The organism is Streptomyces sp. H27-C3 (assembly GCF_030063415.1).
Lineage (GTDB): Bacteria > Actinomycetota > Actinomycetes > Streptomycetales > Streptomycetaceae > Streptomyces.
Window position 1 is genome coordinate 110868 of sequence record NZ_JASITA010000021.1, and the last position, 12534, is coordinate 123401.

At 70.2% G+C, this 12534-nt stretch carries 12 protein-coding genes; 9 read left to right on the forward strand and 3 right to left on the reverse strand.

Annotated elements, in window-relative coordinates:
• From QMK30_RS21805 to QMK30_RS21835, 7 genes are all read left to right on the forward strand, one after another.
• On the forward strand, nt 1-1047 hold the full coding sequence (locus QMK30_RS21805; protein ID WP_283519957.1) for a BMP family lipoprotein: 1047 nt from the start codon (nt 1-3) through the stop codon (nt 1045-1047).
• A 230-nt stretch (nt 1048-1277) separates the two neighbouring features.
• Nucleotides 1278-2813 carry an ABC transporter ATP-binding protein gene (locus QMK30_RS21810; protein ID WP_283519958.1) on the forward strand — a complete coding sequence of 512 codons (1536 nt, stop codon included), beginning with the start codon at nt 1278-1280 and terminating at the stop codon, nt 2811-2813.
• Nucleotides 2810-3925, forward strand: coding sequence for an ABC transporter permease (locus QMK30_RS21815; protein WP_283519959.1), 1116 nt, complete (start codon nt 2810-2812; stop codon nt 3923-3925). Before QMK30_RS21810 ends, QMK30_RS21815 begins: the two co-directional genes overlap by 4 nt.
• A complete protein-coding gene (locus QMK30_RS21820; protein WP_283519960.1) occupies nt 3925-5190 on the forward strand; it encodes an ABC transporter permease in 1266 nt (421 codons plus the stop codon). The genes QMK30_RS21815 and QMK30_RS21820 overlap by 1 nt, the downstream gene beginning before the upstream one ends.
• Nucleotides 5187-5588, forward strand: coding sequence for a cytidine deaminase (locus QMK30_RS21825; RefSeq protein WP_283519961.1), 402 nt, complete (start codon nt 5187-5189; stop codon nt 5586-5588). Before QMK30_RS21820 ends, QMK30_RS21825 begins: the two co-directional genes overlap by 4 nt.
• Before the next feature lie 155 nt (nt 5589-5743).
• On the forward strand, nt 5744-7021 hold the full coding sequence (locus QMK30_RS21830; protein WP_283519962.1) for a thymidine phosphorylase: 1278 nt from the start codon (nt 5744-5746) through the stop codon (nt 7019-7021).
• Nucleotides 7022-7122: 101 nt separating this feature from the next.
• Nucleotides 7123-7437: an STAS domain-containing protein gene (locus tag QMK30_RS21835; RefSeq protein ID WP_283519963.1), complete on the forward strand. Its 315-nt coding sequence runs from the start codon at nt 7123-7125 to the stop codon at nt 7435-7437.
• Here QMK30_RS21835 and QMK30_RS21840 read toward each other — a convergent pair.
• Together QMK30_RS21840 and QMK30_RS21845 are read right to left on the reverse strand one after the other, a co-directional pair.
• A complete protein-coding gene (locus tag QMK30_RS21840) occupies nt 7434-8477 on the reverse strand; it encodes a sigma-70 family RNA polymerase sigma factor (RefSeq protein ID WP_283519964.1) in 1044 nt (347 codons plus the stop codon). The two genes, QMK30_RS21835 and QMK30_RS21840, sit on opposite strands and share 4 nt — an antisense overlap.
• Before the next feature lie 189 nt (nt 8478-8666).
• Entirely contained in the window at nt 8667-9974 is a 1308-nt protein-coding gene (locus QMK30_RS21845; protein ID WP_283519965.1) for an MFS transporter, read from the reverse strand.
• A 62-nt stretch (nt 9975-10036) separates the two neighbouring features.
• Here QMK30_RS21845 and QMK30_RS21850 point away from each other — a divergent pair, with 62 nt between their 5' ends.
• Nucleotides 10037-11011 (forward strand): LysR family transcriptional regulator, encoded by a 975-nt coding sequence (locus tag QMK30_RS21850; RefSeq protein WP_283519966.1) that lies wholly within the window; start codon nt 10037-10039, stop codon nt 11009-11011.
• On the opposite strand, the gene QMK30_RS21855 is transcribed toward QMK30_RS21850, so the two are convergent.
• Nucleotides 11001-12101 (reverse strand): calcium:cation antiporter, encoded by a 1101-nt coding sequence (locus QMK30_RS21855; RefSeq protein WP_283519967.1) that lies wholly within the window; start codon nt 12099-12101, stop codon nt 11001-11003. The two genes, QMK30_RS21850 and QMK30_RS21855, sit on opposite strands and share 11 nt — an antisense overlap.
• 101 nt (nt 12102-12202) lie before the next feature.
• On the opposite strand from QMK30_RS21855, the gene QMK30_RS21860 reads away from it, so the two are divergent.
• On the forward strand, nt 12203-12496 hold the full coding sequence (locus QMK30_RS21860; protein WP_283519968.1) for a hypothetical protein: 294 nt from the start codon (nt 12203-12205) through the stop codon (nt 12494-12496).
• The last annotated feature ends 38 nt before the right edge of the window (nt 12497-12534 follow it).

Consider the following 12534-nt stretch of genomic DNA (forward strand, 5'->3'; position numbering starts at 1 on the left):
GTGCGCCGGGTAACCAGGATTGCCACCGTGGCCATTGCGTCCACGGCCCTCGCTTTCTCCGCCACCGCGTGTGGCGGCAAGTCGTCGTCGGACGCGTCCGACGACAAGGGCGCCAGCGCCGCCATCGCCTACGACATCGGCGGCAAGGGCGACCAGTCCTTCAATGACGCCGCCTTCGCCGGCCTGGAGAAGGCCAAGAAGGACCTCAAGATCAAGGGCGTGGACGCCGAGCCCGCAGAGGGCGAGGGCGACGCCGACAAGGTGCAGCGCCTCACCGAGCTGGCCCGTAACGGCAACAACCCGGTCATCGGCATCGGTTTCGCCTACGCCCCGGCCATCAAGAAGGTCTCCGCGAAGTACCCGAAGACCACCTTCGGCATCGTCGACGACCTCTCGGTGAACGGCTCCAACGTCGCCAACCTGGTCTTCAACGAGGAGCAGGCGTCGTACATGGCGGGCGTCGCCGCCGCCAAGGCCACCAAGTCCAACACGGTCGGCTTCATCGGCGGTGTCGAGGTGCCGCTGATCAAGAAGTTCGAGGCGGGCTTCGTTCAGGGCGTCAAGGCCACCAACCCGAAGGTCAAGGTCCTCACCCAGTACCTGACCCAGCCGCCGAACAACGACGGCTTCTCCAAGCCCGACCTCGGCAAGGCCGCCGCGGAGGGCCAGCTCGACAAGGGCGCCGACGTGGTCTACCACGCCGCCGGCCAGGCGGGCGTGGGCGCGATCGAGGCCACGGCGAAGGCCGGCAAGTGGGCCATCGGCGTCGACTCCGACCAGTACCTGCAGAAGGGCCTGGTCACGTACAAGGACAAGATCCTGACGTCGGCCACCAAGGACGTCGCTGGCGCCGTCTACAACCTGATCAAGTCGGTCAAGGACGGCAAGCCGCAGACCGGTGAGGTCCGCTTCGGCCTCGACCAGAACGGTGTCGGCCTCTCCGACTCCAACCCGGCGTACAAGAAGCTGACCGATGTCACCGCCGCGGTGGAGAAGGCCAAGAAGGGCATTCTCGACGGCTCGATCAAGGTCAAGACGACCCCGTAGTTCCACGGGAGACCAGTGGGTCCGGGTCCGCGGGGGTAAACCCCCGCGGACCCGGACCCACACCCTGGATCAGATCCTTCAATTAGTTCAACCATTCGGCAGTGCTACGCGTGTAGACCCCTCCTCAGCGCGATAGTTTCGCCCCTCCGCCCCGCCCCGCCCCGCCCCGCCTCCGCTTCCAGCTCCTTCGCCAAGGAGAGTGCGTCATCAACGCGTCCAGCCCCCCTGCCGTGGAACTCCACGGCATCACCAAGCGCTTCCCCGGCGTCGTCGCCAACCACGACATCGCCCTCACCATCCGCAAGGGCACGGTCCATGCCCTTGTGGGGGAGAACGGGGCCGGCAAGTCGACCCTGATGAAGATCCTCTACGGCATGCAGAAGCCGGACGAGGGCACCATCACCATCGACGGCAGCACGGTCACCTTCTCCAGCCCCGCGGACGCCATCGCGCGCGGCATCGGCATGGTGCACCAGCACTTCATGCTCGCCGACAACCTCACCGTCATGGAGAACATCGTTCTCGGCGGCGAGAAGCTGTACGGCATCGGGCCCAAGGCCCGTAAGAAGATCATGGAGATCTCCGACGCGTACCACCTGAACGTCCGCCCCGACGTCCTCGTCGAAGAGCTCGGTGTCGCCGACCGCCAGCGCGTGGAGATCCTCAAGGTCCTCTACCGCGGCGCCCGCACCCTGATCCTCGACGAGCCCACCGCGGTCCTGGTGCCGCAGGAGGTCGACGCACTCTTCGACAACCTGCGCGAGCTCAAGTCCGAGGGCCTGACCGTCATCTTCATCTCGCACAAGCTGGGCGAGGTGCTCTCGGTCGCCGACGAGATCACCGTCATCCGCCGCGGCACGACCGTGGGCACCGCCGACCCGGCGCACACCACCACCAAGCAGCTCGCCGAGCTGATGGTCGGCAGTGAGCTGCCCTCGCCGGAGACCCGCGAGTCGACGGTCACCGCCGTCCCGATGCTGCGCATCGAAGATCTCCAGCTGAACGCCGTCGACCCCGACGGCGTCGTACGCGTGGTGCTCGCCGGGATCTCCTTCACCATCCACAAGGGCGAAGTCCTCGGCATCGCGGGCGTCGAGGGCAACGGCCAGGCCGAGCTCGTCGAGGCCGTCATGGGCATGCGCGACCCGGACGGCGGTGTCATCACCCTCGACACCACCGACATCTCGCACGCCCCCACCCGCAAGCGCCGCGAGAGCGGCGTCGGGTACATCCCCGAGGACCGCCACCGGCACGGCCTGCTCCTTGAGGCCCCGCTGTGGGAGAACCGCATCCTCGGTCACGTCACCGAGCGGCCCAACAGCAAGAACGGCTTCCTGGACCTCAAGGCGGCCCGCAAGGACACCGAGCGGATCGTCAGCGAGTACGACGTCCGCACGCCCGGTATCGACGTCACCGCGGCGTCGCTGTCCGGCGGCAACCAGCAGAAGCTGATCGTCGGCCGCGAGATGAGCCACACCCCCAAGCTGCTGATCGCCGCGCACCCCACGCGCGGGGTGGACGTCGGCGCGCAGGCGCAGATCTGGGACCAGATCCGCGCGGCGCGCCGCGAGGGCCTGGCGGTGCTGCTGATCTCCGCCGACCTGGACGAGCTGATCGGGCTCTCCGACACCCTGCGGGTGATGTACCGCGGCCGCCTCGTCGCGGACGCCGACCCCGCCACCATCACACCGGAACAACTGGGCTCGGCCATGACAGGCGCCGCTTCCGGTCATCTGGAGCACGCCCCGGAGGACGAGGCCCGATGAAGAAATTCGACAAGGACCGGTTGATCCTGGGCTTCGCAGGCCCGGCGCTGGCCCTGGTGGTCGCCATCGTGCTGACCTCGGTGGTGCTGCTCGCCTCCGGGCGCGACCCGTTCGAGCCGTACAGCCTGATGATCGAGAACGCGTCGTACGTCGACGTCCAGGTGCTGATCATCAACCAGGCCGGCACGTATTACCTGGCGGCCCTGGCCGTCGCCGTCGGATTCCGGATGAACCTGTTCAACATCGGCGTCGACGGGCAGTACCGCCTCGCCGCGATGATGGCCGCCCTCGTCGGCGCCAGCGTGGACCTGCCGGGACCGCTGCAGATCGCGCTGATCGTGATCGTCGCGATGCTGGTCGGCGCCTTCTGGGCCGGGATCGCGGGCATCCTCAAGACCACCCGCGGGGTGAGCGAGGTCGTCTCCACGATCATGCTCAACGCGATCGCGACCTCGCTGGTGGCCTGGCTGATCCTGCCCGACAACTTCGGCGTCCAGCTGGAGGGCTCCAACAACCTGAACACCGGTGAGATCCCGGAGTCCGGCTGGTTCCCCGGCCTGAGCCTCAGCCCCGAGGCGGGCGAGATCTACGGCTTCACCTTCGTCGCAGCCGCCTGCGGCATCGTCTACTGGTTCGTCCTCAACCGCACCCGCTTCGGCTTCGACCTGCGCGCCACCGGCGCCAGCGAGAGCGCGGCCCAGGCCAGCGGTGTGGACGCGAAGAAGATGATCCTCACCTCCATGCTGATCTCGGGCGGTGTCGCCGGACTCGCCGGCATGCCGACACTCCTGGGCGACACCCACACGTACAGCCTGGACTTCCCGGCGGGCGTCGGCTTCACCGGCATCACGATCGCCCTGCTCGGCCGCAACAACGCGGTCGGCATCGCGGCGAGCGCGCTGCTCATCGCCTTCCTCGACAAGTCGTCCAACTCCCTCGACCAGCACGGTTACGAGAAGGAGATCGCGACGATCATGCAGGGTCTGATCGTGATCTCGGTCGTCGTCTCGTACGAGCTGGTCCGCCGCTACGGGCTGCGCCGCCAACAGCAGAAGGTCGGCGAGGAACTCGCCGCAGCCGCCCGCAAATCCCGTGAGGAGGTGGCGGCGTAATGACCACGAGCACTGTTTCGGCCGCCGCGAACGCCGCTCCCAAGAAGGGCGTACGCCGCAAGCTGTCCTGGCCCGTCATCCTGCTGATCATCGCGGGCGGCATGGCCCTGGTCTCGCTGGTCCGCCTCATCAGCGGCGCCAACGACCTCACCTCGGTCGGCCAGGTGTCCGGCGCACTCAAGCTCGCCATCCCGATCGGCCTGGCCGGTCTGGGCGGCCTGTGGGCCGAGCGCGCGGGCGTCATCAACATCGGCCTCGAAGGCATGATGGTCCTCGGCACCTGGTTCGGCGCCTGGGCGGGCTTCCAGTGGGGGCCGTGGACCGGGGTCGCCTTCGGCATCCTCGGCGGCGCGATCGGCGGTCTGCTGCACGCCGTCATCACCGTCACCTTCGGGGTCAACCACATCGTCTCCGGTGTGGCCATCAACATCCTGGCCGTCGGCGTCACCCGCTACCTGTCGAACTTCACCTTCGCCACTGTCGAAGGCGGCTCGTCCAAGCAGTCCCCGCGCATCGACGCGATCACCGAAATCACCATCCCAGGGCTCTCCGACGGGCTGGGAGATCTCCAGGACAAACACTGGTTCTTCGTCTCGGACATCGCGGGCGTGGTCGGCGGCCTGGTCACCGGCCTGTCCCTGCTCACCGTGGTCGCCCTGCTGATGATCCCGGGCACCTGGTGGATCCTCTGGCGCACGGCCTTCGGTCTGCGGCTGCGCTCCTGCGGTGAGAACCCGGTGGCCGCCGAGTCTCTCGGCGTGAACGTCTACAAGTACAAGTACATCGCCGTCACCGTCTCCGGCGGCCTGGCCGGACTCGGCGGCGCCTTCCTGGCCATCGTCGCGACCGGCATCTACCAGGAGGGCCAGACCGGCGGACGCGGTTACATCGGTCTCGCCGCGATGATCTTCGGCAACTGGATGCCGGGCGGCATGGCGCTGGGCGCCGGGCTCTTCGGCTTCACCGACAGCCTCAAGCTGCGCGGCGGCGCGGAGAACGTGCACGCCGTACTGCTGCTGCTCGCGATCCTCCTGGTGCTCGTCGTGGCCTGGCAGCTGTACAAGAAGAAGTACATCGCCGCGGTGATCTCGGCGGCCGCCTCGGCGCTGCTGTTCACCTGGTACGCGCTGACCGACGAGGTGCCGAGCCAGATCGTCGACGCGACGCCGTACGTCGCCACGCTGCTGGTCCTGGCTCTGTCGGCACAACGCCTGCGCATGCCCAAGGCCAACGGCCTGGCCTACCGCAAGGGCCAGGGCAAATGACGGACGCCGCGGCCAAGGCCGACTGGGAGGCCCTGCACGAGGCGGCGCGCGAGGCGATGTCCCGTGCGTACGCCCCGTACTCGGGCTTCCCGGTCGGCGCCGCGGCGCTCGTCGACGACGGCCGCACCGTCGCCGGCTGCAACGTCGAGAACGCGTCGTACGGACTCTCCCTGTGCGCCGAGTGCGGCCTGGTCTCGCAGCTGCACGCCACCGGCGGCGGCCGGCTGACGCACTTCGTCTGCGTCGACGGCCAGGGCGAGATCCTGATGCCGTGCGGCCGCTGCCGTCAGCTGCTGTACGAGTTCGGGGGCCCGGCGCTTTTGCTGGACACGTCGGCGGGCATCCGTAGCCTCGCCGAACTGCTGCCGGACGCCTTCGGCCCGCAGCACCTGGCGTGACCCGGCACCTCGCGTGACCTCACAGCACCTCGCGTGACCTCACAGCACCTCGCGTGACCTCACAGCACCTCGTGTGATCCCGCAGCACCTCGCGTGACACCGCAGTACCCCGTGTGACACCGCTCCTCACCACTTCTTTCTCCGTAGGGAACTCCATGGACGTCATCTCCGTCATCCGCACCAAGCGCGACCGGGGCGAGCTGAGCCCCCAGCAGATCGACTGGGTCATCGACGCGTACACCCGCGGCGAGGTCGCCGACGAGCAGATGTCGGCCCTGGCGATGGCGATCCTGCTCAACGGCATGAACCGCGTCGAAATCGCCCGCTGGACGGCCGCGATGATCGCGTCCGGCGAGCGCATGAACTTCGCCTCCCTCGCCCGCCCCACCGCGGACAAGCACTCCACCGGCGGCGTCGGCGACAAGATCACCCTCCCGCTGGCCCCCCTCGTCGCCGCCTGCGGCGCGGCCGTTCCCCAGCTGTCCGGACGCGGCCTCGGCCACACCGGCGGCACACTCGACAAGCTGGAGTCCATCCCCGGCTGGCGGGCCCAGCTCTCCAACGAGGAGATGCTCAGCGTCCTCGACTCCACCGGCGCGGTCATCTGCGCGGCGGGCGACGGCCTGGCCCCGGCGGACAAGAAGCTCTACGCGCTGCGCGACGTCACCGGCACGGTCGAGGCGATCCCGCTGATCGCCTCCTCGATCATGTCCAAGAAGATCGCCGAGGGCACCGGCTCGCTCGTCCTGGACGTCAAGGTCGGCTCCGGCGCCTTCATGAAGACCATCGAGGACGCCCGCGAGCTGGCCGCCACCATGGTCGGCCTCGGCACCGACAGCGGTGTCCGTACGGTGGCGCTCCTCACCGACATGTCCACCCCGCTCGGCCTCACCGCGGGCAACGCCCTCGAAGTGCGCGAATCCGTCGAGGTCCTGGCCGGCGGCGGCCCGTCCGACGTCGTCGAGCTCACCCTCGCCCTCGCCCGCGAAATGCTCGACGCGGCGGGCCTGAAGGACGCCGACCCGGCGAAGGCGCTGGCCGACGGCTCCGCGATGGACGTGTGGCGCCGCATGATCGCGGCCCAGGGCGGCGACCCGGACGCGGCGCTGCCCGTCGCCCGCGAGCAGCACGTCGTCCACGCCTCGACCTCGGGCCGCCTCACCACCCTGGACGCGTACGCGATCGGCGTCGCCGCCTGGCGGCTCGGCGCGGGCCGTGCGCGCAAGGAGGACCAGGTGCAGGCGGGCGCCGGCATCGAGCTGCACGCCAAGCCGGGGGACCGGATCACCGCGGGCCAGCGCCTGATGACGCTGCACACGGACACTCCGGAGAAGTTCGAGTACGCCCTGGAGGCGCTGGACGGTGGAGTCCTGACCGCGTCCGAGGACACCGAGTTCACCGCGCAGCCGATCATCCTGGGCCGCATCGCCTGATGTGCGGGTGACCGTATGAGTGCGGCTTGACCGAAGGGGGCCGGCGGATCGTCGCCGGCCCCCTTCGTCGTACGGCTCGCCGCGCGCATATGCACGCAGCGATGAGTTCTGCCCGCGCCACGGGTCTCTTCCCCGTGGATGCCACCAAACCGATAGTTCTTGTCATCACCGGCAGGGTCACCGCCGCCGACGTCCCCGGGCTGTGCGAGGAACTGCGCCTACTGCTGCACGGGTCGGACGCCCAGGAGGTGGACTGCGACGTGGGGGCCGTCGCCGAACCCGACCTGCACACCGTCGAGGTGCTGGCCCGCCTGCGCCTCGCAGCCCGCAGGCTGGGGTGCCGCATCAGGCTGCGACACCCACCACCCCAACTGAGCGCGCTGCTGCACCTGATGGGACTAGGCGAGATCTTCTAGCCGGCCGCCGGGCCCTCCTCGGTTGAGGACGTCTCGATGGAGGACGTGCCCGCTCCCGACGCGTCGAGGTGCTCCGGCAGGTCGAACAGCGGGAACCATCGCTTCGTGTCGAGGAAGGACGTGATCCCGGAGACCTTGCCCTCGACGATCTCGATGACCATGAGCGCCCACGGGTCGAAGCCGTCGCCCGACGGGCGCGGGTGGTAATGGGCGAAGGCCGGTGTGCCGTTCGCCACGACCGGCACGAGGCGCGAGCCGCGGCAGACCTCGCCGACGCCCAGCATCCAGCCGACGATGTCGTCGTGGCCGCGCAGCCACAGGTCGTACGGGGGCATGGAGAGCGTGGCGTCCTCATGGAGGAGGGCGGTCAGCGCGGCCATGTCGTACCCCTCGAAGGCCGCGACGTACCGGTCGAGGAGCTTGCGCTGCTCCTCGTCCAGCGGATTCTCCGTGGCCGTGTCCTGCGTCCCGCCGTGCTCGGCGAGTGTGGCGCGGGCCCGCTGGAGCGCACTGTTGACCGAAGCGACCGTTGTGTCGAGCAGCTCGGCCACCTCACTGGCCTTCCAGGCGAGCACCTCCCGCAGGATCAGCACCGCCCGCTGCTTCGGCGGCAGGTGCTGGAGCGCCGCGACGAACGCGAGGCGGATCGACTCCCGCTTCACCGCCGTGTCCGCCGGGTCGGCCACCGAGGGCAGCACCCGGCCGTCCGGCACCGGCTCCAGCCAGGTGACCTCCGGACGGGAATTGAGCGCGGCCTGCGCCACCGGCGTCGCGGCCGTGAGGTCCATCGGGCGGGCCCGGCGATTGCCCGCGTTCAGCGAGTCCATGCAGACGTTCGTCGCGATGCGGTACAGCCAGGAGCGCAGCGACGACCGCCCCTCGAACTTGTCGATGCTGCGCCACGCCCGCACCAGCGTGTCCTGCACCGCGTCCTCGGCCTCGAAGGCCGAACCGAGCATCCGGTAGCAATAACCGGTCAGCTCCGTCCGGTGGTCCTCCAGCCGGGAGTCGAGATCCGTCGTCGCGGCAATGTCACTCATCGGGTCCGCCCCTGTCGCCCAAATCCGCCAGTACTCCAGCGATTTGGAACTTACCGCAGGGGACTGACAGTCAGGCCCGTACGGCGAGAACACCGACTCGAACCGGGCACCCGCAAGTGGCGTGACAGCCCGGAACCGGGGGCCCGACAGCGGCCCCTCAAGGCTCCGTACGAGCCCCGGGCGACATCCTCAGCGCTGCCCCGCCGCGGCCGGCACACCGCGCCGGCCGCTCCGGCGCCCTTCTCGCAGTTCGGCGCGCGCGACCCGCGTCCCGTACAGCGTGATCGACACGACCCCGAGCACGGCCACCAGGCCGAGGAGCACGGTCGCCGCCCAGCCCCCGGCGTGGAACGCCACCGCGCCCAGCGTGCCGCCCACGCTGCTGCCCAGGTAGTACGCCGACTGGTACAGCGCCGAAGCCTGCGCGCGGCCCGTCTTCGCCGTACGGCTCACCGAGGAGGACGCCACCGCGTGCCCCGCGAAGAAGCCCGCCGTGATCAGGACAAGGCCGACCAGCACCGCGGCCGGCGTGTCGGCCAGCGAAAGCAGCAGTCCGGCGGCGGTGGTGCCGACCGCCAGGTACAGCGCACCCCGCCGTCCGGTGCGGGCGACCAGCCGGCCGGCCGCGGCGGAGGAGACCGTCCCCACCAGGTAGACCAGGAAGATCGAGCCGATCACGCCCTGCGGCAGGTTGAACGGGGCGGCCACCAGCCGGTAGCCGATCACCGTGTAGACCGCGCCGAAGACCGTCATGAACAGCGCGCCGATCGCGTACAGCCGCAGCAGCAGCGGATCGGCCAGATGGCCGCGCACGGTCTTCGCCAGCGCCCGCGGGTTCAGTGAACCCCGGGTGAAGTGCCGTGCCTTCGGCAGCAGCAGCCGGAACACCACGGCGCACAGCAGCGCCATCACGCCGACGGCGGCGAGCCCGGCCCGCCACCCCCAGGCCTGCGCCACCCAGCCGGTGACGATCCGGCCGCTCATGCCGCCGATCGAGTTCCCCGCGACGAACAGTCCGATCGCGGCGACCAGGGCCTTCGGCCGGATCTCCTCCGCCAGATACGCCATGGCCGAGGCCGGCAGCCCGGCGAGCGCCGCACCCTGCACGGCGCGCAGCGCCACCAGCCACTCGATCGAGGGTGCGAACGGCACCAGCATCCCGACCACGACCGCCACCACCAGCGACACCGTCATCAGCGTGCGCCGCCCGAACCGCTCGGACAGGGCGCTCAGCGGCAGCACGAACAGAGCGAGCGCGCCGGTGGCCGCGGACACCGTCCAACTGGCCTGCCCCGCCGTCACATCGAAGTCGGCGGAGATCGCGGGCAGCAGAGCCTGGGTGGAGTAGAGGAGGGCGAAGGTCGCCATTCCGGCGGCGAAGAGCGCGAAGCTCATGCGGCGGTAGCCGGGGGACGAGGGGGCGAGACGGGAGTCGGTGTCAACAACGGTGTCGGCGGCCACGCGGCTGGTGGACGCCTTGGTACTGGCGGAAGGCATGTGACGAACGTAGACACAGCCGCTTCATGCGTCCAATGCACAAACTCGCGATAATCAATCCCATGGCGCATAAGCAGAGCTCACAGCCCCGGCTGTCACCCAGCGGTTACGAAGAAGACATCCAGCAGGTACTCGCCCCGCGCCTCGCGTACTTCGCCGCGGTCGCCCGCCACGAGCACGTCACACGCGCCGCGCACGAACTGGCCGTGCCCCAGTCGACGCTGTCGCGCGCCATGGTCAGGCTGGAGGAGGACCTGGGCGTCGCCCTGTTCGCCCGCAAGGGCCGCACGGTCTCCCTCACCCCGGCGGGCCGCACTTTCCTCACCACGGTCGAGCGCGCGCTGGCCGAGGTCGAGCGGGCCGCCGACTCGGTACGGGCCGACGCCGATCCGGCCACCGGCAAGGTCGCCTTCGGCTTCCTGCACACCATGGGCTCCGAGACCGTACCCAGCCTGATCCGCGCTTTCCGCGTCGACCATCCGCGCGTACGGTTCCAACTCGTCCAGAACTACGGCGAAGCCATGATCGAACGGCTGCGCGCGGGCGACCTGGACCTCTGCCTGACCTCCCCGATCCCCACCGCGCCCGACCTGATGGCCCGTCGTCTCGACGAGCAGCGGCTGCGCCTGGTCGTCCCGGACGACCACCGGCTGGCCGGACGCAAGCGGGTGCGTCTCGCGGAGGCGGCCGATGAGACCTTCGTGACCCTGGAACCGGGCTACGGCCTGCGCCGGATCACCGACGACCTGTGCGCCGAAGCGGGTTTCCGGCCGAAGGTCGCGTTCGAGGGGGAGGAGGCGGAGACCCTGCGCGGCCTGGTCGCGGCCGGCCTCGGCGTCGCCCTGCTGCCGCCGCCCGCGGTGGCCAGACCCGGCGTCGTGGAACTCACCGTCACGGCGCCCCGCGCGGTGCGCGAGATCGGCGTCGCCTGGCTGGACGGCCACCCGGACACGCCCCCGGTGGCCGCGTTCAAACGCTTTCTGCTCTCGCGCCGAGGCCATTTGCTGCCCGGGGTGGCCGAGGGGGTCACGGGCTGACGGCGAGCACCAGGTACGCAGCGAACAGCGAGAGGTGTACGCCGCCCTGGAGCGGGGTGGCCCGCCCCGGCACGATGGTCAGCGTGCCGACGGCCACGGTGAGCGTCAGCAGGACCAGGTGGGTCGCGCCGAGCCCGAGCAGCAGCGGCCCGTCCATCCAGATGGAGGCGATGGCCACCGCGGGGATTGTCAGCCCGATGCTGGCCATGGCCGAACCGAGTGCCAGGTTCAGGCTTGTCTGCACCCGGTCGCGGCGGGCGGACCGTACGGCGGCGATCGACTCGGGCAGGAGCACGAGCAGCGCGATGATGACACCCACGACGGAAGCCGGCATACCGGCGGCCTCGACCCCGGCCTCGATGGTCGGCGACACCCCCTTCGCCAGACCCACCACCGCGACCAGGGAAATCGCCAGCAGCCCGAGACTGATCCGCGAGACGCGCTGGGTCGGCGGGTCGGCGTGCTCCTCTCCGTCGATCACCTTGCCCTGGGTGGTCACCGGCAGGAAGTAGTCGCGGTGCCGCCAGGTCTGGGTCATCACGAACAGCCCGTACAGCAGCACGGCGGCGACCGCGGCGAAGATGAGCTGGGCGGGGGTGAACTCGGGCCCCGGGGTGCTGGTGGTGAACGTCGGCAGCGCCAGGCTCAGCCCCGCCAGCGTCGCCACGGTCGCGAACGCCGCGCCCGTCCCCTCCGCGTTGAACACCGCCACCTTCCGCTTCAGTGAGCCGACCAGCAGCGAGACGCCGACGATGCCGTTGCAGGTGATCATCACGGCGGCGAAGACGGTGTCGCGGGCGAGCGAGCTGCTCTTGTCGCCGCCGTCGGCCATGAGGGTGACGATCAGCGCGACCTCGATGATCGTCACGGCCACGGCGAGGACGAGCGAACCGAAGGGTTCACCCACCCGGTGGGCCACGACCTCGGCGTGATGCACAGCGGCGAGTACCGCCCCGGCGAGGAAGCACGCGAGGAGCGCGACCACGGGCCCCGGCAGCGACCGGCCCCAGGCGAAGACCAGGAGGACGACGGCCAGTACGGGAAGGGCCGTCGCCCAGTGCTTGACGCGGATGCGGACCAGACGGCTCATGCTCCCGACCCTGACAGATCCGGCCCCGACCGACGGCTGCGGCGCGCGCGCGTCGTGCGGTGGGCGGGCGCGGGCGCGGCGGCGGCGCTAGCGTCGTCCCCATGTCAGCAACGGACCCCAGGCCGCGTCCCGGCCCTCCCGCCCACCCCCGCGCCTACACGGTGGAGCTCAAGCCCCGCACGGCTGACGAGGACGGCCACACCGATCACGGAGCCACCCTGCGCGTCGCGGCGGTGGTGGCGACCGGCAAGTGGGGCGCGAGCGGCTATCCGCGCTACGAGGGCGACGGCGTCCAGGCCGAGATCGACCCCCGCACCCGGACGGTGGAAGCGGTCACGGTCGATGGCGAGGAACTGCCGTACGGCTGGATGGTGGAGGTCTCGGAGGACGCGTGACGGGTGCCTGCGGCGCTGTTCCCCACCCCGCCCCTTCC

Excerpts from the sequence above, each read along its gene's own strand:
- QMK30_RS21840 (WP_283519964.1), bottom strand. The coding sequence starts at position 8,477 with ATGAGTGACATTGCCGCGACGACGGATCTCGACTCCCGGCTGGAGGAC.
- QMK30_RS21850 (WP_283519966.1), top strand. The coding sequence starts at position 10,037 with ATGGCGCATAAGCAGAGCTCACAGCCCCGGCTGTCACCCAGCGGTTAC.
- QMK30_RS21845 (WP_283519965.1), bottom strand. The coding sequence starts at position 9,974 with ATGCCTTCCGCCAGTACCAAGGCGTCCACCAGCCGCGTGGCCGCCGAC.
- QMK30_RS21835 (WP_283519963.1), top strand. The coding sequence starts at position 7,123 with ATGAGTTCTGCCCGCGCCACGGGTCTCTTCCCCGTGGATGCCACCAAA.
- QMK30_RS21815 (WP_283519959.1), top strand. The coding sequence starts at position 2,810 with ATGAAGAAATTCGACAAGGACCGGTTGATCCTGGGCTTCGCAGGCCCG.
- QMK30_RS21825 (WP_283519961.1), top strand. The coding sequence starts at position 5,187 with ATGACGGACGCCGCGGCCAAGGCCGACTGGGAGGCCCTGCACGAGGCG.
- QMK30_RS21830 (WP_283519962.1), top strand. The coding sequence starts at position 5,744 with ATGGACGTCATCTCCGTCATCCGCACCAAGCGCGACCGGGGCGAGCTG.
- QMK30_RS21820 (WP_283519960.1), top strand. The coding sequence starts at position 3,925 with ATGACCACGAGCACTGTTTCGGCCGCCGCGAACGCCGCTCCCAAGAAG.
- QMK30_RS21860 (WP_283519968.1), top strand. The coding sequence starts at position 12,203 with ATGTCAGCAACGGACCCCAGGCCGCGTCCCGGCCCTCCCGCCCACCCC.
- QMK30_RS21855 (WP_283519967.1), bottom strand. The coding sequence starts at position 12,101 with ATGAGCCGTCTGGTCCGCATCCGCGTCAAGCACTGGGCGACGGCCCTT.